Source organism: Klebsiella sp. M041 (assembly GCF_059759695.1).
Genome location: NZ_JCAXWU010000005.1, coordinates 76,269 through 100,553 on the forward strand (window position 1 = coordinate 76,269; position 24,285 = coordinate 100,553).

General features: G+C 61.8%; 20 protein-coding genes. 10 read left to right on the plus strand and 10 right to left on the minus strand.

Annotation, left to right across the window (positions count from 1 at the left end; all coding sequences use genetic code 11):
• The first annotated feature begins 24 nt into the window (after positions 1 to 24).
• Entirely contained in the window at positions 25 to 1,269 is a 1,245-nt protein-coding gene (locus AC6CWS_RS07645) for a mechanosensitive ion channel family protein (RefSeq protein WP_023288723.1), read from the plus strand.
• Positions 1,270 to 1,271: 2 nt separating this feature from the next.
• Here the strand turns inward: AC6CWS_RS07645 and AC6CWS_RS07650 are convergent, their stop codons facing one another.
• Positions 1,272 to 2,252, minus strand: a complete 981-nt coding sequence (locus AC6CWS_RS07650; RefSeq protein ID WP_017900840.1) for a LacI family DNA-binding transcriptional regulator — start codon at positions 2,250 to 2,252, stop codon at positions 1,272 to 1,274.
• A gap of 248 nt (positions 2,253 to 2,500) precedes the next feature.
• Between AC6CWS_RS07650 and AC6CWS_RS07655 the strand changes: the two genes are divergently transcribed.
• The gene (locus tag AC6CWS_RS07655; protein WP_023288721.1) at positions 2,501 to 2,917 is read left to right on the plus strand and encodes an Exc2 family lipoprotein; all 417 of its coding nucleotides are present in this window, start codon (positions 2,501 to 2,503) and stop codon (positions 2,915 to 2,917) included.
• 33 nt (positions 2,918 to 2,950) lie between these two features.
• On the opposite strand, the gene AC6CWS_RS07660 is transcribed toward AC6CWS_RS07655, so the two are convergent.
• The 5 genes from AC6CWS_RS07660 to AC6CWS_RS07680 all read right to left on the minus strand — a co-directional run bounded on the left by AC6CWS_RS07660 (position 2,951) and on the right by AC6CWS_RS07680 (position 9,626).
• Positions 2,951 to 4,102: a Gfo/Idh/MocA family protein gene (locus tag AC6CWS_RS07660; protein ID WP_065882588.1), complete on the minus strand. Its 1,152-nt coding sequence runs from the start codon at positions 4,100 to 4,102 to the stop codon at positions 2,951 to 2,953.
• 1 nt (position 4,103) lies between these two features.
• Positions 4,104 to 5,126, minus strand: a complete 1,023-nt coding sequence (locus tag AC6CWS_RS07665) for a sugar phosphate isomerase/epimerase family protein (protein WP_065882589.1) — start codon at positions 5,124 to 5,126, stop codon at positions 4,104 to 4,106.
• 16 nt (positions 5,127 to 5,142) lie between these two features.
• A complete protein-coding gene (locus AC6CWS_RS07670; protein WP_072096478.1) occupies positions 5,143 to 6,348 on the minus strand; it encodes an MFS transporter in 1,206 nt (401 codons plus the stop codon).
• 187 nt (positions 6,349 to 6,535) lie between these two features.
• Complete coding sequence (pheP, locus tag AC6CWS_RS07675; protein WP_065882590.1) at positions 6,536 to 7,912, minus strand: phenylalanine transporter; 1,377 nt, start codon at positions 7,910 to 7,912, stop codon at positions 6,536 to 6,538.
• Positions 7,913 to 8,141: 229 nt separating this feature from the next.
• Positions 8,142 to 9,626: an aldehyde dehydrogenase family protein gene (locus AC6CWS_RS07680; protein ID WP_065882598.1), complete on the minus strand. Its 1,485-nt coding sequence runs from the start codon at positions 9,624 to 9,626 to the stop codon at positions 8,142 to 8,144.
• Positions 9,627 to 9,785: 159 nt separating this feature from the next.
• Here AC6CWS_RS07680 and AC6CWS_RS07685 point away from each other — a divergent pair, with 159 nt between their 5' ends.
• The 4 genes from AC6CWS_RS07685 to AC6CWS_RS07700 all read left to right on the plus strand — a co-directional run bounded on the left by AC6CWS_RS07685 (position 9,786) and on the right by AC6CWS_RS07700 (position 13,824).
• Complete coding sequence (locus AC6CWS_RS07685; RefSeq protein ID WP_023288715.1) at positions 9,786 to 11,087, plus strand: NAD(P)/FAD-dependent oxidoreductase; 1,302 nt, start codon at positions 9,786 to 9,788, stop codon at positions 11,085 to 11,087.
• Between the two features lie 13 nt (positions 11,088 to 11,100).
• Positions 11,101 to 11,466 (plus strand): cupin domain-containing protein, encoded by a 366-nt coding sequence (locus tag AC6CWS_RS07690; RefSeq protein WP_002892824.1) that lies wholly within the window; start codon positions 11,101 to 11,103, stop codon positions 11,464 to 11,466.
• A gap of 287 nt (positions 11,467 to 11,753) precedes the next feature.
• A complete protein-coding gene (locus AC6CWS_RS07695) occupies positions 11,754 to 13,253 on the plus strand; it encodes an APC family permease (RefSeq protein WP_065882591.1) in 1,500 nt (499 codons plus the stop codon).
• Positions 13,231 to 13,824, plus strand: coding sequence for a DUF3156 family protein (locus tag AC6CWS_RS07700; protein WP_065882592.1), 594 nt, complete (start codon positions 13,231 to 13,233; stop codon positions 13,822 to 13,824). The genes AC6CWS_RS07695 and AC6CWS_RS07700 overlap by 23 nt, the downstream gene beginning before the upstream one ends.
• Before the next feature lie 6 nt (positions 13,825 to 13,830).
• Here AC6CWS_RS07700 and AC6CWS_RS07705 read toward each other — a convergent pair whose 3' ends face one another.
• From AC6CWS_RS07705 to AC6CWS_RS07715, 3 genes are all read right to left on the minus strand, one after another.
• On the minus strand, positions 13,831 to 14,946 hold the full coding sequence (locus AC6CWS_RS07705) for a class II histone deacetylase (RefSeq protein ID WP_023288712.1): 1,116 nt from the start codon (positions 14,944 to 14,946) through the stop codon (positions 13,831 to 13,833).
• A complete protein-coding gene (locus AC6CWS_RS07710) occupies positions 14,943 to 16,136 on the minus strand; it encodes an MFS transporter (protein ID WP_023288711.1) in 1,194 nt (397 codons plus the stop codon). Before AC6CWS_RS07710 ends, AC6CWS_RS07705 begins: the two co-directional genes overlap by 4 nt.
• Positions 16,137 to 16,253: 117 nt before the next feature.
• A complete protein-coding gene (locus tag AC6CWS_RS07715; RefSeq protein WP_032454931.1) occupies positions 16,254 to 16,937 on the minus strand; it encodes a helix-turn-helix transcriptional regulator in 684 nt (227 codons plus the stop codon).
• Positions 16,938 to 17,362: 425 nt separating this feature from the next.
• Between AC6CWS_RS07715 and AC6CWS_RS07720 the strand changes: the two genes are divergently transcribed.
• The 4 genes from AC6CWS_RS07720 to AC6CWS_RS07735 all read left to right on the plus strand — a co-directional run bounded on the left by AC6CWS_RS07720 (position 17,363) and on the right by AC6CWS_RS07735 (position 22,008).
• Positions 17,363 to 18,550: an anaerobic sulfatase maturase gene (locus tag AC6CWS_RS07720; RefSeq protein ID WP_065882593.1), complete on the plus strand. Its 1,188-nt coding sequence runs from the start codon at positions 17,363 to 17,365 to the stop codon at positions 18,548 to 18,550.
• A 43-nt stretch (positions 18,551 to 18,593) separates the two neighbouring features.
• On the plus strand, positions 18,594 to 20,327 hold the full coding sequence (locus AC6CWS_RS07725) for an arylsulfatase (RefSeq protein WP_023288708.1): 1,734 nt from the start codon (positions 18,594 to 18,596) through the stop codon (positions 20,325 to 20,327).
• An 87-nt stretch (positions 20,328 to 20,414) separates the two neighbouring features.
• Positions 20,415 to 21,191: an SDR family NAD(P)-dependent oxidoreductase gene (locus tag AC6CWS_RS07730; RefSeq protein ID WP_065882594.1), complete on the plus strand. Its 777-nt coding sequence runs from the start codon at positions 20,415 to 20,417 to the stop codon at positions 21,189 to 21,191.
• 25 nt (positions 21,192 to 21,216) lie between these two features.
• Positions 21,217 to 22,008, plus strand: a complete 792-nt coding sequence (locus tag AC6CWS_RS07735) for a MoaF C-terminal domain-containing protein (protein ID WP_065882595.1) — start codon at positions 21,217 to 21,219, stop codon at positions 22,006 to 22,008.
• 1,320 nt (positions 22,009 to 23,328) lie between these two features.
• On the opposite strand, the gene AC6CWS_RS07740 is transcribed toward AC6CWS_RS07735, so the two are convergent.
• Positions 23,329 to 24,282: an aldo/keto reductase gene (locus tag AC6CWS_RS07740; protein WP_023288705.1), complete on the minus strand. Its 954-nt coding sequence runs from the start codon at positions 24,280 to 24,282 to the stop codon at positions 23,329 to 23,331.
• Positions 24,283 to 24,285 lie beyond the last annotated feature (3 nt).

The window sequence follows — 24,285 nt, forward strand, 5'->3', positions numbered from 1 at the left end:
CCCGCTGGATATTCAGGAGACGTTATGCAGGAATTAATATCGCAAATTGCCGCCTTAGGAATCGAAATAACCCCCACCCGCTCGCTGATGATTATCTTCGGCATTATCTTGTTCACCGCCGTCGTCGTGCATCTGATATTGCACAAAGTGGTCCTGCGCGCTTTTGAAAAACGGGCGTTGGCCAGTAGCCATCTGTGGTTGCAAATCATCACGCAGAATAAACTCTTTCACCGACTGGCCTTTACCCTGCAGGGGATCATCGTTAACGTGCAGGCGGTGCTGTGGCTGCAAAAAGGCAGCGAGGCCGCAGAAATATTAACCACCGTGGCTCAGCTATGGGTGATGATATATGCCATGCTGTCCTTCTTCTCGCTGCTGGATGTGATCTTAAAGCTGGCGCAGAAATTTCCCGCCGCCTCTCAGCTACCGCTGAAGGGGATATTCCAGGGAATTAAGCTGGTGACGGCGATTATTATCGGTATCCTGATTATTTCCCTGCTGATAGGCCAGTCGCCAGCGATCCTGATTAGCGGGCTCGGCGCGATGGCCGCGGTACTGATGCTGGTATTTAAAGATCCGATCCTTGGTCTGGTGGCCGGTATCCAGCTCTCGGCCAACGATATGCTCAAGCTTGGCGACTGGCTGGAGATGCCGAAGTACGGCGCCGACGGCGCGGTGATCGATATCGGCCTCACCACGGTCAAGGTACGCAACTGGGACAACACCATCACCACCATTCCGACCTGGTCGCTGGTCTCCGACTCGTTTAAAAACTGGAGCGGGATGTCGGCCTCCGGCGGCCGCCGCATTAAGCGCAGCCTCAACATCGACACCACCAGCATTCATTTCCTCGATGAACAGGAGCAGCAGCGCTTGATCCGGGCGAAGTTGCTTAAACCCTATATGGATTCGCGCCACGAGGAGATTAGCGCCTGGAACCAGCAGTATGCCGGGGAGCAATCGGTCCTCAACGAGCGCCGAATGACCAATGTCGGCACCTTCCGCGCCTATCTGCAGGAGTATTTACGTCATCATCCGCGCATCCGCCAGGATATGACCCTGATGGTGCGCCAGCTGGCGCCGGATGCCAACGGCTTGCCGATCGAGATCTACTGCTTCACCAACACCGTGGTGTGGGCGGAATATGAGGGGATCCAGGCGGATATTTTCGACCATGTCTTCGCCGTGGTGGAGGAGTTTGGCTTACGCATTCATCAAACGCCCACCGGCAACGACATTCGCGCGCTGGCGGGGGCCTTCCCCCGCTGACCTCAGGCGCTGGCGCGGGCTATCACGCGCCAGTCCATCATCACCCGCTCGACGGCGGCGTCGGGATCGTCGATGCGTTTCATTAACAGATCCACCGCCGTGCGGCCGATCGCCCGGGAGGGCTGTTCAACGGTGGTCAGCTGCGGAGAGACCACTTCCGCCAGCTCGGTGCCGTCGAAGCCGATCACCGCGATATCCTCCGGCACCCGCAGCCCGGCCTGGTCAATCGCCCGCAGCGCCCCGGCGGCAAGGGAGTCCGATACGGCAAATACCGCGTCGGGCTTCTCGTCTTGCGACAGCAGCTGCTCCATCGCCCGTTTACCGGCCGCCGCGCTAAGATCCTGCGCGTAGGTCACCTGCTGATACGCCAGACCGTGCACGTGCAGCACGCTTTTATAGCCGCGCTCGCGCAGACGAGCGTAGCGATAGCTGAGGTCGTGATTAATGAGCGCAATGCGCCGGCGGCCGCCGTCGGCCAGCCGGGACACCGCCCCCTGGGCCGCCTCGACGTCGTTAATCCCGACGCAGGAGATGCTGCCGGTGTCGGCATACTCCGCACACTGTACCCAGGGCGCATCGCCAATCATGGTGGTCAGTTCCGGCAGGCTGGAGAGCGCGTTCATGGTGATAATGCCATCGACCATTTTGCCGGAAAGCAGCTGCAGGCCGGAGGTCGAGCGGGCCAGATCCGACCCGGAGTTACACAGCAGAATGCGGTAGCCGTTCTTTTCCGCCTCTTCTTCTATCCCTTTCACCACCTCGGCGCAAAAGGGGTTAGCGATATTGGAGACCATCACCAGGATCATATTGCTGCGGGCGGTTCGCAGCTGTCGCGCCAGCAGGTTCGGCTGATAGTTGCTCTCTTTGATCGCCTGCAGCACGCGCTCACGGTTTTTGGCTTTTACCGTATCGCTGTTGTTCAGCACCCGCGACACCGTGGCCACCGAAACGCCGGCCAGACGAGCAATTTTCTGAATAGACATAAACCCTGCACTTCCTGCGATAGAGGTGGATCCTGCAGGCTATCATAAATGACCTCTGGTTGGCCTGCCAGCCTGGCGCGCAAGCGCGGCTCAGTAAGACGGTGTCTCGGGAAACTATTAATAATCAGGGCTTCTCTCCCGCCGCGTTAACGCGCATCCTTTTGCCGTTTCATATGCTTATTAGCGCAGGAGGCGCAACAGACCGCCTGCGCCCCATTTGTGCTTTTATGATTAAGGATGATATCCCCATGAGGCTCTCCACCGCGATTCTCGCCCTCAGCTGTGCCCTGGTAACGATCACCGGCTGCACCTCGTCAAAATCGTCACCGGAACGCCACGCCTATGCGTTCGTCGCCCACCGCTCCGATTTTGTCGGCGGCAACTTCACCGTCAACCGTCAGGAAAATTACCGTTTAAACCTGCCGACCTTCACGGCGATGTACGCCCGCGGCCAGCAGGATAAAGCCGCTGGCATGAGCGAAAGCGACGCCCGCCGCACCGCCGAGGCCATCAAACAGCAGGCGGCGCAGGGCACCCGCACCGAGCACGCCTTTACCGGCAACGCCAGCGACAAATGGGATAATGCGATGGAAAATAAAGATGCCGTCCTGTTCGGCAATGAGCTCTCCGGGGCCTATCTCGACGGCTATCTTGGGGTGAAATAACCCGGCGGCGCGCGTCCTGCGCCCCGCCAGAATTCAGCGTTCGACGCTCATCCAGCGCTGCTGCTGATGGCTTTTGACGATCGCTTCGATGATGTACATCACATCGGCGCCGTCGTCGAAAGCGGCGAAGCGCCGGGCCCCGGCCTCCGGCATCTTCCCGGCGCGCACCGCCTGATAAAAATGGCCCATCATATTCTTAAAGGCGTCCGGCCAGCCCTCAATATGGCCGCCGGGGTAATGGGCGCTGTCAGCGATCTCCGGCCGCAGCAGGCTGGGGTCGTCGCTGAGCCGCCGATCTGACTGCTCGCGGTGGCCAATCCACAGCCGCTGGGGCACTTCCTGATCCCAGGCCAGAGAACAGCGGCTGCCGTTAATCTCCACCGCCAGACGGTTTTTCCGCCCGGCGCTCACCTGAGAGACCATAAAGCTGCCTTTGCTGCCATCGTCAAAACGCAACAGCACCGAGCCAAAGTCCTCGGTATCGACAGGCCGGGTTTCATATCCCTGCGCCTCGTGAACGGCGCTGAAGGTCGCTTTGCCATTCACTGGCGCTTTACGCGTCGGCCAGACGATAGACAGATCCGCCATCACCTCGACAATCCGCCGACCGGTCATAAACTGCACGGTATCGCACCAGTGGGAGCCGATGTCGGCCACCGTTCGCGACGCGCCGCCCTGCGCCGCATCAACCCGCCAGTTGTAGTCGGTCTCCAGCAGCATCCAGTCCTGTAAATAGCTGCCGTGCGCCGCGAAGATTCTGCCGACATCGCCATGGCGGATCATCGCCGCCGCCTGCTGGACCATGGCGAACTGGCGATAGACGAAGCTGACGCCGTGCACCACGCCGGCCCGGGCGGCAAGCGTCACCAGCTCCCGCGCCTCCTCCGCCGTCATACACAGCGGTTTTTCGGAGAAGACGTGCAGCCCGGCGGCGAGGATCTGCCGGTTAATCTGGGCATGCAGATGGTTCGGCGTACAGTTATGCACCACCTGCAGCCCCGGATGGGCCAGCAGCGCCTCCACGCTGTCGTAGGCATGGGCAATATTCAGCGCTCGCGCCTTGCGCTGCGCCGCCTCAAGGCTGCTGTCGCACAGCGCCACCACCTCGATATCCCCTAGCCGCCGCAGCGCCTCCAGATGCGCCGGACCAATAAACCCTGCCCCAATAATCGCGACCTGAATCATATTATTCCCTCCCGCCGGCGGCAAAGTCATCGAAGGCCCGCCCGGCAACGGGAATGATATGGCGACGAATAAACTCGCTGCCCTCGCGCGCGCCGGTCTCGGCGTCCTTCAGGCAGCACTCCCACTCCAGCACCGCCCAGCCGTCAAAATCATATTCGGTCAGCTTACTGAACACCCCTTTGAAGTCGATCTGCCCGTCGCCGGGAGAGCGGAACCGGCCAGCCCGCTGCTGCCAGGGCTGATAGCCGCCGTAGACGCCATTGCGCCCGTTGCGGCGAAATTCGGCGTCCTTGACGTGAAACGCTTTAATACGCGAATGATAGATATCGATATAGGTCAGGTAGTCCATCTGCTGCAGATGCAGGTGGCTCGGGTCATAGAGCATATTGCAGCGCGGATGGTTATCCACCCGCGCGAGAAAACGCTCAAAGGTCACGCCATCGTGCAGGTCTTCGCCGGGGTGGATCTCGTAGCAGACATCAACGTCCTGCTCGTCGAAGAGGTCCAGCAGCGGCCGCCAGCGCCGGGCCAGCTCGGCAAAGGCCTCATCCAGAAGCGGCTGATTATGCGGCGGCCATGGATAAAAAAAGGGCCATGCCAGCGCCCCGGAAAAGGTCGCATGGGCCTTCAGCCCCAGGCGACCGGAGGCCACCGCCGCCTGCTTGACCTTCTCCACCGCCCAGCGCTGGCGCGCCTGCGGATCGCCATGCAGCGCCGCCGGAGCAAAGGCGTCAAACGCCGCGTCATACGCCGGATGCACCGCCACCAGCTGTCCTTCAAGGTGGGTGGACAGCTCGCTGATCGCCAGCCCATGCTCCGCCAGGACACCGCTGACCTCGTCGCAGTAGGTCTGGCTCGCCGCCGCCCGCTCGACATCGAAAATCGCCGGGTGGTTGCAGGGGATCTGCAATGCCTTGTACCCCAGGCCGGCGGCCCACTGCGCCACCCCCTCCAGCGTGTTGAACGGCGCCTGCGGGCCGATAAACTGCGCCAGAAAAATGCCCGGTCCCTTAATCGTTTTCATACCCCCTCCTGAAAAATTAGTGCGGCTCTTTCTCGTTGTACTGGAAAGAGAAAAGGAAAATCAGCGCGATAACCGCGGCGGCCACCGCCGGGATCCACCAGAAGGTCACCCAGGCCTGCGGCACGCTCTGCCCGGCCACCAGATGGTTATACAGCGCGCCGGAGATCTGCGAGCCCAGCAGCATGCCGATCCCGTAGGTGAACATCACAATCATGCTCTGCGCCTGGCCTTTGACCTTCTCGCCCGCCACGCGGTCGGTGTAGATAAAGCCGACGACAAAGAAAAAGTCATAGCACACGCCGTGCAGCAAAATGCCGAGATAGAGCAGGAAGCGCCCCTCTTCGCTGACGCCGAGGGCGAAAAAGGCATAGCGCACAAACCACGCCGCCATGCCGATAAGCAGCATGTATTTCACCCCAAGGCGACGGAACAGCAGCGGGATCACCAGCATAAAGACGATCTCTGACATCTGGCCGAAGGACATCGCGGTGCTGACATCCTTAACGCCGGCATCCGCCAGATACGACGCGGTATAGGCGTAATAGGTACCTAACGGCACGGAAATTAAGGTGGCGCAGAGGGAGAAAATCAGGAAATGGCGCGTTTTCAGCAGCGCGAAGGCGTCCGCGCACAGCAGATCGCGAAACTGAACCGGCATGCCTTTGGCCGGCGCCGGGGTGTGGGGCAGCGTCAGGCTGTAGATCGCCAGCGCCACCGAACAGAGCGCCGCCAGGGTGAAGATGCCGGTGGTGTCAGAGATGCCGGTCACCCCGATGCAGATCCCGGCGATAATCCAGCCGATGGTGCCGAACACGCGGACCACCGGAAAGGTTTTATCGACGTTAGCCAGGCTGTGGAAGGCGATATTGTTGGTCAGCGCCAGGGTCGGCATGTAGCACAGCGTATAGCCGAACAGCAGGCCAATCAGCAGCGCACCGTTCTGCGCCACCAGCGCCTGGGGGACAAACCACAGGATCGCCGCCCCGGCCAGGTGCATCACCGCCATCACCTTCTGCGAGGCGAAAAAGCGATCCACCAGCATCCCCAGCACAAAGGGAGACAGGATGGAGGCGATCGGCCCGGCGGAGAACGCATCGCCGATCAGCAATGACATCTCATAGCGGGTCATGACCAGCCCCAGGGTCACCGACCAGCTGCCCCAGATAAAGAACTGCATAAACATCATTAACGACAGCCGCGGCACCAGAAAACGGTGGCTCACGCGGACACTTTCCCGACCTTCTGTTGTTGTGACCATGTTGCTCGCCCTCAGAAAAGTAATCGATTACAAAATCGCTCAAAACAAAAGTAATCGATTACAAAAAGAAGATCGCCAGGCAAATGCGCCACCTGCGAAGAGGATCACAATAAAAAGGCAGGCAGCCCCGCCGGACGGCGGGGCATCTCGCTTACGCCGGGCGGCGCAGCAGTTTGAAGGCGATAAACAGGAACAGGATCCACACCGGCAGCAGGATCGCCGACAGGCGCATCCCGTCGATCGTGCACATCAGCGCCAGAATCAGCCCAAGGAAAGCAATGCAGAAGTAGTTGCTGGCGGGCGCCAGCAGCGCTTTAAACTTCGACTCACGCCCTTTACGGCGCTGGGCGGCGCGGAACTTCAGGTGCGCCATGCAGATCATGATCCAGTTCAGCAGCAGCGTCGCCACCACCAGGGCCATCAGCAGTCCCAGCGCTTCATGCGGCAGCAGGTAGTTCAGCACCACCACCAGCGAGGTGATAATCCCCGAGAGCAGCAGAGAGTTCACCGGCACGCCGCGCTTGCTGACGCGGGCGAGGAACGTCGGCGCATTGCCCTGCACCGACAGGCCGAACAGCATCCGGCTGTTGGAGTACACGCCGCTGTTATAGACCGACAGCGAAGCCACCAGAATGACGAAGTTCAGCGCGGACGCCACCAGGTTGCTGTCGAGATTATGGAAAATCATCACAAACGGGCTGCTGTCGGATTTGATCTCCACCCACGGGTAGAGCGCCAGCAGCACCACCAGCGAACCGATATAGAACAGCAGGATACGATAAACCACCTGGTTGACCGCTTTCGGAATGCTCTTTTCCGGATTTTGCGCTTCCGCGGCGGTGATGCCGATAAGCTCCAGCCCGCCGAAGGAGAACATGATCACCGCCAGCGACAGGATAAGACCGTGCCAGCCGGTGGCGAAGAAACCGCCGTGCTTCCACAGATTATCGATACCCGCCTTGCTGCCGCCGTGGCCGCCAAACAGCATCCACAGGCCAAAGGCAATCATGCCGATAATCGCCAGCACTTTTATCAGCGCGAACCAGAACTCCGCTTCGCCATACAGGCGCACGTTGACGAGATTGACGGCGTTAATAATGAGGAAGAAGGCCGCCGCCCAGATCCAGGTCGGAACGTCGGGCAGCCAGTACTGCATGTAGATCCCGGCGGCGGTCAGCTCCGCCATTCCCACCAGCACGAACATCACCCAGTAGTTCCAGCCGGACAGGAAGCCGGCGAACGGGCCCCAGTATTTGTAGGCAAAGTGGGCAAAGGAGCCGGATACCGGCTCTTCCACCACCATCTCGCCCAGCTGGCGCATGATCAGAAAAGCGACAATCCCGGCCACCGCATAGCCCAGCAAGACCGCCGGGCCAGCCATTTGAATCGCCGGACCAATGCCGAGAAACAGGCCGGTGCCAATCGCGCCGCCAAGGGCGATAAGTTGAATGTGTCGGTTCTGTAAACCGCGATGAAGCGTCGGGCCGCTCTCTTCTACGGCATCCGACGACGTTGACGCGTCTTTCACGTCGTTCCCCTGTGTGTTTTTGCGAAGGGGCACCTTTTATCACTTAGGGGGGATTGTCGCAAGTTGCGTGGGGCTATGGCGGCGGCTAGATTCCCCCCACGCTTGCACGATCCCAGGCCGGGCAAGGCGTCGTCGTCCGGCACACACGCGGCTGACTACCCGCTCTCTTTGCCCGCTGGCGCTGCGCTTACCGGGCCTACGCAGACGCCTGTAGCCTGGTCAGGAAAACTTAATATCGCACCATTACTGACTTCAGCTCCGTGTAGTCATCGATAAACGCGCTGCCGAATTCGCGACCGATGCCCGAGCCCTTCATGCCGCCGAACGGCACCGCCGGGTCGAGGAAGGTATGCATATTGACCCACACGATGCCGGCGTCTATCGCCTCCGAGTAGCGCAGCGCCAGGCGAATATTATCCGACCAGACGCTGGCCGCCAGGCCATACGGCGAGGCATTCATCCGCGCCAGCGCCTCGTCTTCACTGTGATAGCCGATAAAGCTGCACACCGGGCCGAAGGTCTCCTCGCGCATCAGGGTGCTCTCTTCACTGCGCACTTTGACCGCCGTCGGCTGCAGGAAATAGCCCTCCCCCGGCAGGGCTTCGCCGCCGCAGACGATGGTATCGCCCTCGTCGCGTGCGGTCTGAATGAGCCGCAATACTTTTTCATGCTGCTGGCGATTGGCCAGCGGCCCCATCAGCGTGCGCTCATCCAGCGGCGATCCCGGCGTGAAGGCGCTGAGTCTTTCTTTCAGCAGCGCCAGCACCGCATCCAGTTTGCCCTGCGGCAGATAAAAGCGCTCCGCGGCGGCGCAAATCTGCCCCTGGTTCAGGTAGCCGGCTTCAAGAATGCCGTTGACCATCGCCTCCGGCGTCAGGTCGTCAAGAAACAGCGCGGCGTTTTTGCCCCCCAGCTCAAGGGTCACCCGTTTACCGAAAGCGCCAGCCGACTGCTGGACTTTCTCGCCGGTAGCCACCGAGCCGGTGAAGCTCACCTTGGCGCAGGCCGGATGGGTAATCAGCCGCTGAGCAATCTCGCCGCCGGCGCCGTTGACCACGTTAATCACCCCGTCCGGAATACCCACCGCTTTCGCCAGCTCCGCCACGCGCAGCAGCGTCAGCGGCGTATACTCGCTCGGCTTGAGGACGATGGTGCAGCCACAGACCAGGGCCGCCGCCAGCTTCCAGACTGCAATCATAATGGAGAAGTTCCACGGCACGATGCCCACCACCACCCCCAGCGGCTGGCGGCGGGTGAAGGCGGTATATTTCTCCCCGGTCATCGACGGCAGCGACACATCCAGCGTTTCGCCGGTCACTTTCCCCGCCCAGCCGGCGAAGTAGCGCAGGAACGCGACCGATTGATCCAGCTCTAACATGCGTGCCAGCGTGATGGTCTTACCGGAGCAGAGACTTTCCAGCTGCGCCAGCGCTTCGCGATGCTCAGCCAGGGCATCCGCCAGCTTCAGCAGCAAGGTTCCGCGCGCCAGCGTCGGCATTTCGCGCCACTGACTAAACGCCAGGCGGGCGCTCTCTACCGCGCGGTCCGCCTGGTCGCTATCCGCCGCGGTGACCTCGGCGATCGCCCGCCCGGTGGCCGGGTTGATCACCGCAAACGGCGCGCCGCGGCCCGCCTCTCGCTCACCGGCGATAAACTGCCCGTGCGGCTGGCGTAAAAAGGCGGTCACTTCCGCCAGTAAGGTTATCTCGCTCATCGTCAGTACCCGTTTTTTCAGCAACGTTGGCCCATCACAGCACGGCTTCCCGCCGCCGCCCATCGTTCTAAAGAACGTCATTCTTCCGGACGATATTCAACGCCCGCGCGGCGTGCTGTGATGAGGAACTTGAGCGAGGCAAGACCACAGGGTAACGCGATGAACATCAAAATCGATGCGCTGAACTACTACGGCGCGACGAAGAAATACCACCTCCATTTTCCGGCGCTGCGGGAAGATATTGAAGCCGACGTGGTGATTATCGGCGGCGGCTTCTCCGGCATTAACACCGCCCTTGAGCTGGCGGAACAGGGCATCACCAACGTGGTGGTGCTGGAAGCACGCCATCTCGGCTACGGCGGCACCGGGCGCAACGGCGGCCAGGTGATGGCCGGTATCGGTCACGATATCGAAGCGGTAAAAAAGCACGTCGGCAAAGAGGGGCTGGAGACGCTGTTTAAAATCGCCAACCTCGGCGCAGGCATCATTCGCGAGCGCATCCGCAAATACAACATCGACGCCGATTTCGTCCCCGGCTACGGCTACCTCGCCTATAACCAGCGGCAGCTCAAAACGCTGCGCCAGTGGGAGAAAGAGTTTAAGGCCGCCACCCCGGATGAAGATATCGAACTGTATACCGGGAAAGAGGTGCAGCAGGTGGTCGGCTCCGAGGTCTACTGCGGCGCGCTGAAACATATGGGCGGCGGGCAGATCCATTCGCTCAATATGCTCCTCGGCTCGGCGCAGGCCGCCCATTCGCTGGGGGTGAAGATCTTCGAATCCTCGCCGGTGGTGGAGGTGAATTACGGCAAACAGGTGCGGGTACGGACCGCGATGGGCAGCGTCAAAGCCGCCAAACTGCTATGGGCCTGCGACAGCTTCCTCAACAATATGGAGCCGGAGATCTACAACAAAACGCTGGTCACCTACTCCTACCAGGTATCGACCGAGCCGCTCTCCGATGAACTGATCGAGCGCATCAGCCCGCTGCGCGGCGCCTTCAGCGATATTCGCCCGGTGATTAATTATTACCGCGTCACCCGGGAAAACCGCCTGCTGTTCGGCAGCGCCACCCGCTTTGTGGAGTATACGCCGAACGATTTCGCCGCCTGGAACCGCACCCTGCTGGCGGAGGTCTTCCCCTATTTGAAGGATGTGAAGATCGATTTCGCCTGGGGCGGGCCGATGGCCTGTAGCGCCAACCTGTTCCCGCAGATCGGCACCCTACGCGATCACAACAATGTCTTTTACGTCCAGGGGTACTCCGGCTTCGGCGTCACCCCGTCGCACATCGTGTGCAAAATCCTCGCCGAAGGGATCAACGGCGGTTCCGACCGCTATCGTCTGCTGAGCAGCATCCCCCACGCGACCATCCACGGCCGTGACAGCCTGCGCTTGCTATTAGTCACCGCCGGAAAACTGATGCATCAAACCGCCGGTTTCTGGAAAGGCCGGAGTTAACCAGGAGAACGCTATGCACGCTTTTAAACTTAAACACCCGGTGCCCGACCTGCAGCCGATCGGCAGCGTCAGCCTGCTCGGCGCGACGCCGACCGCCGGCGACCCGCAGGTGGCCGGGGCGATGATCTACGGCGAGCCGCAGGATGCCTTTACCTGCGGACTGTTTTCGTCCACTGAGGGGAGCTTTACCATGACCTATCCGTTTACCGAACACGCCACCGTGCTGGAAGGCGAAGTGGAGCTGACCGTCGCCGGCGGCGAGCCGCAGCGCTTTGCGCCGGGCGACAGCTGGTTTGTTAAACAGGGTACCGAAGTGGAGTGGAAAATCCTGACGCCGCGCTTTGTGAAGCACTACCTGGCGAACGTCGAGACGCGCTAACGCGCTGCGCTTGCCCGGGCCGGGGGGACGAATGCCGTCGCCAGGCCGGGTCAGGCGCCAGCCGCCACCCGGCAGAAACAGGCGCAATGTGGCAAGACGGATGGCCCCGGTTTTCGGGGTCATGTTGTTTATCCACCCTCACATTCATCGACGGCGTCACAGAATCATGCGCCGCCCTCCACCTTCCGGACGATATTCGTTGAGCAGGATGCCCGCCTAAATTATGACTATCCGGGAGTGGCGCTGGCTATTCCCTGCCCTCCCCCACTATTGTGCAGAGGTTGACTATGTTTAGTAACAGACTTGCCAGCCATCTTGAGCGCGGGGTCGTCGGCTTCCCGACCACTCTCGCCAGCTCCGTCGGGCTGATTATGGCCAGCCCGGTGATCCTGACGGTCACCAGCGGCTTCGGCATGGGCGGTGATACCTTCGCGCTGGCGGTGCTGCTGGCCTTTATTATGATGCAGGCGCAGGTCACCACCTTTGCCGAGGCGGCGACGCTCATTCCTACCACCGGTTCGGTGTACGACTATATCTCCTGCGGCATGGGACGCTTCTTCGCCATCACCGGCGCGCTGTGCGCCTATCTGATCGTGCATATTTTCGCCGGGACGGCGGAGACGATCCTGGCCGGCATTATGGCGCTGGTGAACTTCGAATCGATCAACGCCCAGATGGCCGCTCACCAGAACACCTGGATTGTGGGCGTCGGCATGGTGGTGGTTTTCGGCCTGTTGAACGCCATCGGCGTGGAAATCTTCGGCAAGGTCGAAGTGGTTCTGACCTTCGGCATGTGGACCACGCTGACCATTTTCGGCCTGTGCGGCATTTTTATGGCGCCGGTCACCCACCTTTCCGGCTGGTTCGGCACGCCGCTGAACGTCAGCGATATCCATGGCCTGTTCGGCTATATCGGCATGGCGATGTTTATGTTCGTCGGTTGCGAACTGGTGACGCCGATGGCGCCGGAGATCAAACAGGCTCACCGTACTATTCCGCGAGCGATGGCGCTGGGCCTGCTGGGGGTCGCCAGCTGCATGTTTATCTACGGGGCGGCGATCAACCGCCAGGTGGAGAACACCGTGCTCGACGCGGCCAACAACGTCCATCTGCTGGATACGCCGATGGCGATCCCGGCCTTCGCCGAGCGGGTGATGGGCCACGCCGGCCAGTACTGGCTGGGGGTCGGGCTGCTGCTGGCGGGCTGCGCCACCATCAATACGCTGATGGCCGCGGTACCGCGCATTATTTACGGTATGGCGCTGGACGGCGCGCTGCCCCGCTTCCTGACCTGGCTGCATCCGCGCTTTAAAACACCGGTGATCGCCATCGCCATCGGGGTGGCGATCCCCTGCCTGCACGCCTGGTATCTGAACGGCGATTTGGACCGCATCGTGCCGCTGATCCTCGCCGCGGTCTGCGCCTGGGGCGTCGCCTATCTGCTGGTTACTCTGTCGGTGGTGATGCTGCGCATTCGCCGCCCGGACCTGCCGCGCGCCTACCGCTCGCCGTGGTTCCCGCTGCCGCAGATTATCTCCAGCGTCGGGATTATCATCGCTATCGTCAATATCACCCCGCCGGGGATGGACAGCCGTCAGGTGCTGGTGCCGTTCGGCATTATGCTCGGCCTGACCGCCGCCTACGCCCTGTTCTGGACGGTGTGCGTACAGCGCGTCAATCCGTTCAAGCCGCTGGTGGTGGAAGAGGTGGTCGACCGCGCCATCAGCAACTACGAAAAACAGACCCGCGGGGAGATGACGCCAGATGTCCTCCGTCCCCTGGTTTGAGACGCCGTTAATGAACGCGGTGCAGCGCGATCTGGCTGGCTGGCCCTGCGAAAAGCTGAGCGAGCGCAGCGCGCTGCTGCGATTAAACGACGCCACCGCCGTCACCTTCAGCGTGCGTCAGAAGCGGCTGTTTATGGCCAGCATTCACAGCTGCGAATTTGTCGTCGCAGGGCCGGTCACCCGGCCCCTGCGCGGTCACATTCGCGCCCATCAATCCGGCTGGTGGAAACGCCAGCCGATCCGCTTTATCGGCGGCAAAGGCAGCGAGGAACTCGCCAGCTATCTCAACGGGTTTCCTAATCTCCAGCAGACCCTAAGCGAACTGGACTACCGCCGCTTTTCGTTGACCTTTGACGGTAACGGCTGGCGCTGCAGTATTGAACCCTGGGCCGCCAGCGAAGTGGTCTGCAAAATGCCGCCGCTGCGCCGCTATCTGCGGCTGGAAGCGCAGCAGCGGATGCTGCTGCTCAGCGTGCTGGCGATGATCGATCAGGCAGTCAGTCAGTGGATGCGCGGTGAAATCGTAGATGAGAAAGCATTTTCTTCCCCGCCATCACAGCGGGGAAGCTGAGCCGGTTTACTGCAGGCCAAACCGTTGCGCCAGCCGATCGATGGCCTGCCTCTGGAACTGCGCAAACTCCGCCCGCGGCTGCTGCTGCTGAATAAATTCCAGCAGCGGATCCTGGACCGCGGTGCGAATGCCGCTCAGGGCTTCCATCACCGCCAGGCCGCAGAACGGCACGTAGGATTCGGCGTAGCCGCCCTCGTGCACCATCACCAGTTTCCCGCCGCACAGACGATCCGCCGCCTGCTGCACCAGCCCGGTCATCGCCCGGAAGCTGTCGCTGTGCAGCTGCATCCGCGCCAGCGGGTCCATGGCGTTGGCATCATAGCCGCAGGCAATGATAATCAGCTCCGGCTCAAAGCGCGCCAGCGCCGGAATAACGATGGTTTCCAGCGCATAGCGCCAGCTGTCGTCCCCCGCCCCGGCCAGCAGCGGAATATTGATGTTGTAACCTTCGCCCGCGCCCGCGCCGCGATCGTCCTCACCGGCATAACCGGGTGGGAAGCAACCGTCCTGATGCAAGGAGATAGTCAGCACGTCGTCGCGCTGCAGGTAGATATGCTGGGTGCCGTTGCCGTGATGAACGTCCCAGTCAATGATCGCCACCTTGCCGAGCCCCAGCAGCGCTTTCGCCCGCTCGACGGCAATCGGAATATTGGCGAGGAAACAGAAGCCCATCGACTGGTCCGGCAGGCAGTGGTGTCCGGGCGGTCGCGACAGCGAATAGGCATTATCCAGCTCGCCCTTCAGCACCGCTTCCACCGCCGCGCAGGCCAGGCCGGCGGAGAGACAGGCGATTTCATAACTGCCCGGCCCCAACGGCGCCTCTTTGCCCAGCATGCCGCCGCCGTTATCGCTTATCGCCTTGAAGCGCTCAAGATAGCTGTCGGGATGGATCCGCCGCAGGTCCGCAAGGCTTGCCGGCGCCGCGCTGCGCAGCGCCAGCTGCGGCGTCAGCCCGGAGACGTCCATCAGGTTTTTCATCCGCCGTTTGGTCTCCGGCGATTCGGCATGACCGCCGCCGGCGGGCGGTTGCACCCACCCGCCCACCGGCAGCGTCACCGCGTGCAGACCGGTACTGTGCCAGAAACAACGTTCATCAAAGAAGAAACCGGTTTTTCTTTTCACTCTATCCTCCCGTTGGCTAAGCCTTTGCCGGCGGCCGACGCCGCCGCAATCAAAATCAGTGACAGCAGCGCGCAGCCCCCTGCCGCCAGCAGCAGCGGATCGGCGCTGGCAAAATGCTGCAGTAAAGCCCCGGCTAATGCCGGACCGGCCGCCATGCCGCCGCCGATCACCAGATTAATGCTGTTCATCAGCCGGCCGTTGTTATCGAGCCCGGCGACGCGGGCGAGAATAAAGGGCAGCACGAAGGTCCAGGTGAACTTAAACAGCAGCGCCGCGATGGCGTAGCGCGCCAGCAGCGGCTGGCCGATCAGCAGCCCGACGCTGAGGATCAGCAGGCCGTAGCCCAGCCACACCGGCAAACGATCGGCCCGCCGGGTGCCGCGCAGGGCCGCGCCCCCCGCGCCGATAATGCCGCACACCGTCGCCGCCGCCAGCACCAGGCCGACCTGCGTCGGGCTCAGGCCCGCCGCCGCGCCGAGGGTGCCGATAAAAGTCCACACCGCGCTAAGGCTGATATAGAAGGTCAGCACCGCGAGGACCGCCAGCGCCTGACGCCACAGCGCCGTCGGCGGCTGCTGGCGCGAGACGGACAACGGTTGAAAGCGCGGCGGGAAAGCCGACACCAGCGGCAGGCAGCAGAGCATAATGGCGGCGAGGATCAGATAGACCACCTTGAGGCCAAAGCTGGCAAACAGCCCGGGCAGCACCAGCAGGCCAAGCATCCCCAGCAGCAGTTGCCCAAGCACCCAGAAGGCATAGACTCGCGACGGGTTCGAGGTTCCCGCCGCGCAGCTGATGCACAGAATCATCAGCGTGCCGCCCGCCAGCGAGGCGAGAAAGCGCACCGCCAGCAGCGTCTCATACTGGGTCACCGCCGCCGAGGCGAGATTGGCTGTCAGAAACACGACCCCGGCCGTCAGGGCGACCCGCCGCCAGTCGAGGCGACTCATCCACCACCACGCCGGCAGCGTCGCCAGGCTCATCGCCCCCAGTTCCGCCGAGAACAACCAGCCGATCTGGCCGGGTTTTAGCTGCCATTCGCTGGCCAGCTGCGCCGCCACCGCCGGCGCGGTCATCAGAATACCCGGCGCAATAGCGGCGAAAATCACAATCGCCGCCAGCAAACGCAGGGACACGACCAGCCCGGCGGGCCGGGAAAGCGCATGTTCAGTGAGAGGGGTACTCGACATCGTAGGGCGTGCTCCGGTCAAAAAAGCCTCCCCCCGGAGGGGTCTCCAGGGAGTGATACCCACAGGCATCAGGAAAACGCCGTGCTGCCACGGCGCGCGCGGGATGCGATAGTCAGATCACAGATGCAGCGTACGCTGAGCGGCCGGCATCCAGGTTCGGGAAACGAGTTCAGTACGATTGACCACTTCGGTCTTAGCGAAAATATTGCGCAGGTGCGTTTTCACCGTCGAGAGCGAGATATCCAGCCGGCGGGCAATCAGCTTATTGCTGGCCCCTTCGCGCACCATGCCGACGATTTCCCGCTCTTTGGCCGTCAGGATGGCGGGCAGGTCATCTTCGTCCTGCAGGCAGTCGCGGATCGCCAGCTCCACCAGCGGCAGCACCGCCTGGGCCCGATGACGCTCTTCGCTGGAGAAAGGCACGTCGCGCATCAGCGAGATACCGGCGACGATCCGCCGCTCGCGGCGAATAAAGATCTCGGTCATGTCGCGCACATTATTCGGCAACATAAATTCATGATAATAATGCCGGTTGCGGTCGCAGAGCCGCGGCGTCATCGCCGCCATGGTGGTGTTCTGGTGGCTAAAGCGCGACGGCAGCAACGGATCCAGCGGCTGGAAGTTTTCCAGATATTGTTGGTGCGTATTATCAGAAATATTATGCAATATATAGTTTTCGGGTTTTAACCGATTATTTACTCGATAAAATACCGCCGAAGACAGTGGAATTAACTGGGAAATAGTCTGTAAACAACGGGCTATTATCGCATCATTACGGCTGGCTTTTAACAAAGCAGACATGATAGGGCCTCCCCGTCGAGGTGCTGGTACATGAAACATGAATGACTACCGATTATTGAAGCATACATTTCACATTTAAGTAACACAATCATTAACATATTAACAGTGTGATAGCCGTTACAAAATTTTCAGCAATCCATTGTTATATAAAGCATTTAAAAAACACACCCGCCATGCTTTACGATAGCGGCGTTAAAACATAAACAAAAAAGATTAACACCCGGCGGACAGGCCCCTGGTGATAAAAAAACCCTATCCCGGACGCGTCTCTCTCATCCTTAAGAACGATGGATTTCTGTTTTTTTTCACTTATACCTCTAACAGGATGCAATTAATTTTCGCCGCGGCTTAATCATGTGATTACGCCTGACCCGCTGTTGCCAAAATAATATCAACAGCGCCGGTCATTAACCGAGGATAAGCCGATGCTGAATATCGCCGCCCTGCGCCAGCAGCAAATTCCGCTGGCCGCTGAGCCGCGCTCGCCGGTGCCGTTTCATATTCTGATGAAGCCGATTGGCCCCGCCTGCAATCTCGCCTGCCGCTACTGCTATTACCCACAGGATGAAACGCCGGTCAACAAGATGGACGAGGCGCGGCTGGAGCAGTTTATCCGCCGCTATATCGCCGCCCAGCCCGCCGGCGCGCGGGAAATCAACTTTGTCTGGCAGGGCGGCGAGCCGCTGCTGGCCGGCCTGAGCTTCTACAAAAAAGCGCTCGCCCTGCAGGCGCGTTATGCCCCCGACGGCGTCACCATCAGCAACAGCCTGCAGACCAACGGCACGCTGATCAACGACGCCTGGTGCCGGCTGTTTCGCGAGCATCGCTTTATTATCGGCTTGAGCCTCGAAGGCAGCGAAGCGCTACAGGACCAGCATCGTCCGGATAAACGCGGCCGGGCCACCTGGCCGGCGGCGCTGCGCGGCATCGACCTTCTCCACCAGCATCAGGTGGAGTTTAACCTGCTGGTGGTGGTGCATAACGAGATGGCGGCGCACGCGGCGGCGATTTATGACCGGGTGGTCAGCCTCGGCGCGCGCTATCTGCAGTTTCAGCCGCTGATGAGCGAAGGCGCAGCGCTGCGCGAGGGCTATCAGCTGAGCGCCGATAACTGGGGGCGTTTTATGGTCGGCATCTGGCGGCAGTGGCAGAAGCGCTGCGACAAGGGGCGGGTGTTCGTCATCAATATCGAGCAGGCGTGGGCGCAGTACTTCACCCACACCAGCGGCAGCTGCGTGCACAGCGCCCGCTGCGGCAGCAATCTGGTGATGGAGCCCGACGGAGAGCTCTACGCCTGCGATCATCTGATCAACGCCGAGCATCGGCTGGGCCGCCTCGATGAGCAGACGCTCGCCGCCGCGGTCGACGCCTCGGTGCAACTGCCTTTCGGTCAGCAGAAAAGCCTGCGCCGCGAATGCCAGACCTGCGCGGTCAAAATGGTCTGCCAGGGCGGCTGTCCTGCGCATCTCAACGCCGCGGGCAACAACCGCCTCTGCGGCGGCTACTACCGCTTCTTTAGCGAAATTCTTGCGCCCGTGCGCCCCTTTTCCCGCGACCTTGAAGGGCTGCAAGCCTGGCGGGCCGCGTTTGTCGGGGCCGCGCATCCGGCGTAGCCCGTTGCTCTGAAGCTATCCCTTTGAAACAGGAGAATCCGTTGTGAATAAAACAGCCATGGCCGCGGCGGTCAGTGTCATCCTCGCCGGCGGCGCGCACGCCGCGCAGCAGGAGCGTCCGAACGTCATCGTCATTATCGCCGATGATATGGGCTACTCGGACATTAGCCCCTTCGGCGGCGAGATCCCCACCCCCAACCTGCAGGCGATGGCCGAGCAGGGGATGCGCATGAGCCAGTATTACACCTCGCCGATGTCGGCCCCGGCGCGCTCCATGCTGCTCACCGGCAACAGCAACCAGCAGGCCGGGATGGGCGGCATGTGGTGGTATGACAGCACTATTGGCAAGGAGGGCTACGAGCTGCGGCTGACCGACCGCGTCACCACCATGGCCGAGCGCTTTAAAGACGCGGGGTATAACACTCTGATGGCCGGCAAGTGGCACCTCGGTTTTGTTCCCGGCGCCACGCCGAAGGACCGCGGCTTTAACCACGCTTTCGCCTTTATGGGCGGCGGCACCAGCCATTTTAACGACGCTATTCCGCTGGGTACCGTTGAAGCGTTTCACACCTACTACACCCGCGACGGCGAGCGCGTCTCCCTGCCGGACGATTTCTACTCCAGCGAGGCCTACGCCCGGCAGATGAACAGCTGGATTAAAGACACGCCGCAGGAACAACCGGTCTTCGCCTGGCTGGCCTTTACCGCCCCGCACGACCCGCTGCAGGCGCCTGACGAATGGATCAAGCGCTTCAAAGGCCAGTATGAGCAGGGCTACGCCGAGGTCTATCGCCAGCGTATCGCCCGCCTGAAAGCGCTGGGGATTATCCATGACAACACCCCGCTCCCGCACCTTGAGCTGGATAAAGAGTGGGACGCGCTGACCCCGGAGCAGCAGAAATATACCGCGAAAGTGATGCAGGTCTACGCGGCGATGATCGCCAATATGGACGCGCAGATCGGCACCCTGATGGAAACGCTGAAGCAAACCGGTCGCGACAAAAACACCCTGCTGGTGTTCTTAACCGACAACGGCGCCAACCCGGCACAGGGCTTCTACTACGAATCCACCCCGGAATTCTGGAAGCAGTTTGACAACAGCTATGACAACGTTGGCCGCAAAGGCTCGTTTGTCTCCTACGGCCCGCACTGGGCCAACGTCAGCAACGCCCCTTACGCCAACTATCACAAAACCACCAGCGCTCAGGGCGGCATTAACACCGACTTTATGATCGCCGGCCCCGGGATTACCCGCCACGGTAAAATCGACGCCTCGACGATGGCGGTGTATGACGTGGCGCCGACCCTGTATGAATTCGCCGGTATCGACCCGAACAAATCGCTGGCGAAGAAGCCGGTGCTGCCGATGATTGGCGTCAGCTTTAAGCGCTATCTCACCGGCGAAGTGCAGCAGCCGCCGCGCGGAAACTACGGCGTCGAGCTGCACCATCAGGCGGCGTGGGTCGATGGCGAATGGAAGCTGCGGCGGCTGGTGCCGCGGGGCTTCACCGCCGGCGACGCGCCGTGGCAGCTGTTTAATCTGCACGACGATCCGCTGGAAACTCATGACGTCGCGGCCCAACACCCCGATCGGGTCAAAGCGATGAGCGAAGCCTACGAGGCATTCGCCAGACGCACCATGGTCACCCGGGCGCAGGGCAAAATGATCGATTACGTCGGCATCGACAGCAAGACCGGACGCTATCTGGCGGTCGACCCCGCCACCATGAAGCCGGTTCCGGCGCCGCAGGCGATCCCGGTGAGCGAGCTCCATTAACCGACCCGGCTATCGTTCTTCCGGGCGATAGCCGGGAGCTGGCGCGCTTTTTAAGGTAACCGGAAACCCCATTACAGGAGAGAGCGAATGGCGAGAGTCGTGGTGATCACCGGCGGCGGAACCGGAATTGGCGCCGCCTGCGCGCGGCTGATGCGCGCCGCGGGCGACCGGGTGTTTATTACCGGACGGCGCGAGGCGCCATTGCGGGCGGTCGCCGATGAGACCGGCGCCACGGCGCTGATGGGCGATGCCGCCGACGGCGAGGCGTGGCGCCAGCGGCTACTGCCGGCCATTCTCGACCAGGCCGGCGGTATTGATGTCCTCATCTGCAGCGCCGGCGGGATGGGCAACAGCCCCGCCGCCGATACCAGCGACCGCCAGTGGCGCGAGGCGCTGGACGGCAATCTCACCAGCGCCTTCGCCAGCGTTCGCGCCTGCCTGCCCTCGCTGATTGCCCGCCGCGGCAATGTGCTGTTTGTCGCCTCCATCGCCTCGCTGGCCGCCGGTCCGCAGGCCTGCGGCTACGTCACCGCCAAACACGCCTTAATCGGCCTGATGCGCTCCGTCGCCCGCGATTACGGCCCGCAGGGGGTGCGAGCCAACGCCGTCTGTCCCGGCTGGGTCACCACGCCGATGGCGGATGAAGAGATGCTCCCGCTGATGCAGGCGGAAGGGTTGTCGCTGACTGAGGCGTATCAGCGGGTCTGTCGCGACGTTCCGCTGCGCCGACCCGCCAGCCCCGTGGAGATAGCCGAGGTCTGTCAGTTTCTCTGTTCGCCGCAGGCCGCCATCATCAGCGGCGCTACGCTGGTCGCCGACGGCGGCGCCAGTATCGTCGATGTTCCCACTCTGGCGTTTGCCTAACGCCCTACTCTGTTCAGGAGCCCCTATGACTTCAGAAGCCGTATTTATCCAGGTCGGCGCGCTGGCCGATGGTTTTGCGCCACACGGTAATTTACTCGCCACCGCCAGCCTGCCCGCAGACGAGCGCTTTACCTTTTATGTCGCCGGGAGCGAGCCGCAGCAGTTGATCATCGAAGATGAGCAGACGCTAAGCTGGAACGGCACGCGCACTCCCTGGCGGGCGACCGCCCTGCGCCCGGATATTCTGTTTATCGACTTCCTTGACCCGGAGCGGGATAACGCCAGCATCAGCGCGGTATGTAACCTGACGCAGCGCAACGCTACCCTGGTCTATGGCCAGCTGCCGGACGAAGCCGCCGCGCGGCTGGACGCCTTCAGCCGGGTGGAGCGAGGCCTGCCGCTGACCGCGGTAGAAGCGCGCTTTGTCTTCGCCCGCCTGGATGCGCAGCCGGGGCCGCTGCCGGGCTTTACTCCTGCGCTGGTCGGCATGCGCAATCAGTACACCTACAGCCCGACCGAGCGCTATGAGCACATCTATCTCAACGATAATTTTTACGCCTGGCAGTGTCTGGACGGCGTGGAAAAGGGGCTGGCGGATGTCGACCGCTGCCACTATGTGCTGGTGGCGGAGGATCTCTATCTGTTTGTCTGGCGCGAGAAAATCATTCCGACGCTGGGGGTGATCCTGATCGATCTTCAGCAAATGCGCACCGACGGCAAGATCATGGGCTATCAGGGCAGCGACTTCGGCGCCCTCAGCAATTTCCCGGTCGGCGCCAGCGCGAAGATCCTCAACGTCACCCGCCATCAGGAATAAAGGGGCGCCGCCGGGCACGCTTTCAGGCACCATGCCCGTCATATTGCCGGGTGGCCGCTGCGCCTTACCCGGCCTACGGGGTCCTCTCACAGGCTGACACATCGTAGGCCCAGCAAGCACAGCGCCACCGGGCGCTGACAGCAGGCACAGAGCCGCTTTTATGCCGGGTGGCGGCTGCGCCTTACCCGGCCTGGAGGGTCCTCTCACAGGCTCATACCTCGTAGGCCCGGTAAGCACAGCGCCACCGGGCGATGACAGCGGGTACGGAGCCGCTTTTATGCCGGGTGGCGGCTGCGCCTTACCCGGCCTGGAGGGTTCGTGCGACCTGTCGTTAATATATTCACCATGGTTGCTGAAACTGCCGGTGCTGGCGGCCTCAAAATCGCTGAGACGTTCCCGGAAGGCCGGGGCAGCCCGCATGGATGCGGGCTGAGGGCCGTGTTTTGCACGGACGCTGCCTCGGCCCGACCCGAAGCCTGCAGGGATAAGTCGAAGGTACCGCGCAGTGGCGATTTTGCTGGCCGGAGCCCGGGGGTACAGGGGGCGGCGGCGACTGGCCGCCCCCTGTGCGCTCCCTGCGCCATAAGAGACATAGCGCAGAAGACATATCGGGAGCGCAATCTGCCCGGAATTGACATAGAAGTTGTAGCCCTGCCAGGCGCAGTATGCACAGGGAAATTGACGCTTGTACCGTTATTCCGCCGGGTGCCGGCTACGCCTTACCCGGCCTACGGGGTCCTCTCACAGGCTCATACCTCGTAGGCCCGGCAAGCGCAGCGCCACCGGGCGATGACAGCGGGCACAGAGCCGTTTTATGCCGGGTGGCGGCTGCGCCTTACCCGGCCTACGTTCGTACGACCTGTCGTTAATTTATTCACCATTGTTGCTGAAACTGCCGGTGCTGACGGCCTCAAAATCGCTGAGACGTTCCCGGAAGGCCGGGGCAGCCCGCATGGATGCGGGCTGAGGGCCGTGTTTTGCACGGACGCTGCCTCGGCCCGACCCGAAGCCTGCAGGGATAAGTCGAAGGTACCGCGCAGCGGCGATTTTGCTGGCCGGAGCCCGGGGGTACAGGGGGCGGCGGCGACTGGCCGCCCCCTGTGCGCTCCCGGCGCCATAAGAGACATAGCGCAGAAGACATATCGGGAGCGCAATCTGCCCGGAATTGACATAGAAGTTGTAGCCCTGCCAGGCGCAGTATGCACAGGGAAATTGACGCTTGTACCGTTATTCCGCCGGGTGCCGGCTACGCCTGACCCGGCCTGCGGTCCGCGCCATTTATAGCCCTTCCCCCTCTCCCCGCCGGGAAGAGGGAGTGACTCAGGCGCTGGCGCTGTCCAGCCGCGCCACCTGCTCCGCGCTCAGGCTCAGCGCCGCCGCGCGGGCAAAACTTTCCACCTGGGCCACGCTGGTGGCGCTGGCGATCGGCGCGGTCACCCCTTCGCGGCCGATCAGCCACGCCAGGGCCACTTCCGCTGGCTTCGCCCCCAGCTCCTCCGCAACCGCCACCAGGGTATCGATAATCCGCATCCCGCGCGGATTCAGGTACTTACCAATCTTTCCTCCGCGCTGACTCTGCGCCAGATCCGACGGCTGACGGTACTTACCGGTTAAGAACCCCGAGGCCAGGCTGTAGTAGGTCACCACCCCGATATCACGGCTGACGCAGAGATCGCACAGCGCGCCTTCAAAGGCGGAGCGGTGGTAGAGGTTATATTCCGGCTGCAGCACCTGCCAGGCAGGCAGGCCGCCCTTACGCGCCACCTCCAGCGCCCCCGCCAGCTGCATCGCATCGAGGTTAGAGGCCCCCATCGCGCGAATTTTCCCCGCCTGCTGCAGGCTGTGGAAAGCCTCCAGCGTTTCCGCTACCGGAGTTTGCGGATCCGGCCAGTGGGAAAAGTAGAGGTCGATGTAGTCGGTATTAAGGCGGCGCAGGGAGTCGTCTACCGCCTGCTGGATCCAGGCTTTGCTGAGTCCCTTATGGCCAGGAAGGCCGAGATCGGAGCCGACTTTGGTGAAGATTTTGACCTTATCGCGCATGCCGGGACGCGCCTGCAGCCAGCGGCCGATAATGGTTTCGGATTCGCCGCCCTGGTTGCCCTCCGCCCAGCGGGAATAAACATCCGCCGTGTCGATAGCGTCAAAACCATGGTCAACAAAAGCATCAAGAAGGGCAAAACTGGTTTTTTCATCAATGGTCCAGCCAAAGACGTTACCGCCAAACACTAACGGGGCGATGGAAAATCCGGTTTTGCCCAAGGGACGTGTCATCATGCC

Excerpts from the sequence above, each read along its gene's own strand:
- AC6CWS_RS07700 (WP_065882592.1), top strand. The coding sequence starts at position 13,231 with ATGTCCTCCGTCCCCTGGTTTGAGACGCCGTTAATGAACGCGGTGCAG.
- AC6CWS_RS07660 (WP_065882588.1), bottom strand. The coding sequence starts at position 4,102 with ATGATTCAGGTCGCGATTATTGGGGCAGGGTTTATTGGTCCGGCGCAT.
- AC6CWS_RS07680 (WP_065882598.1), bottom strand. The coding sequence starts at position 9,626 with ATGAGCGAGATAACCTTACTGGCGGAAGTGACCGCCTTTTTACGCCAG.
- AC6CWS_RS07650 (WP_017900840.1), bottom strand. The coding sequence starts at position 2,252 with ATGTCTATTCAGAAAATTGCTCGTCTGGCCGGCGTTTCGGTGGCCACG.
- AC6CWS_RS07735 (WP_065882595.1), top strand. The coding sequence starts at position 21,217 with ATGACTTCAGAAGCCGTATTTATCCAGGTCGGCGCGCTGGCCGATGGT.
- AC6CWS_RS07740 (WP_023288705.1), bottom strand. The coding sequence starts at position 24,282 with ATGATGACACGTCCCTTGGGCAAAACCGGATTTTCCATCGCCCCGTTA.
- AC6CWS_RS07685 (WP_023288715.1), top strand. The coding sequence starts at position 9,786 with ATGAACATCAAAATCGATGCGCTGAACTACTACGGCGCGACGAAGAAA.
- AC6CWS_RS07645 (WP_023288723.1), top strand. The coding sequence starts at position 25 with ATGCAGGAATTAATATCGCAAATTGCCGCCTTAGGAATCGAAATAACC.
- AC6CWS_RS07690 (WP_002892824.1), top strand. The coding sequence starts at position 11,101 with ATGCACGCTTTTAAACTTAAACACCCGGTGCCCGACCTGCAGCCGATC.
- AC6CWS_RS07730 (WP_065882594.1), top strand. The coding sequence starts at position 20,415 with ATGGCGAGAGTCGTGGTGATCACCGGCGGCGGAACCGGAATTGGCGCC.
- AC6CWS_RS07715 (WP_032454931.1), bottom strand. The coding sequence starts at position 16,937 with ATGTCTGCTTTGTTAAAAGCCAGCCGTAATGATGCGATAATAGCCCGT.
- AC6CWS_RS07720 (WP_065882593.1), top strand. The coding sequence starts at position 17,363 with ATGCTGAATATCGCCGCCCTGCGCCAGCAGCAAATTCCGCTGGCCGCT.
- AC6CWS_RS07710 (WP_023288711.1), bottom strand. The coding sequence starts at position 16,136 with ATGTCGAGTACCCCTCTCACTGAACATGCGCTTTCCCGGCCCGCCGGG.
- AC6CWS_RS07695 (WP_065882591.1), top strand. The coding sequence starts at position 11,754 with ATGTTTAGTAACAGACTTGCCAGCCATCTTGAGCGCGGGGTCGTCGGC.
- AC6CWS_RS07655 (WP_023288721.1), top strand. The coding sequence starts at position 2,501 with ATGAGGCTCTCCACCGCGATTCTCGCCCTCAGCTGTGCCCTGGTAACG.
- AC6CWS_RS07665 (WP_065882589.1), bottom strand. The coding sequence starts at position 5,126 with ATGAAAACGATTAAGGGACCGGGCATTTTTCTGGCGCAGTTTATCGGC.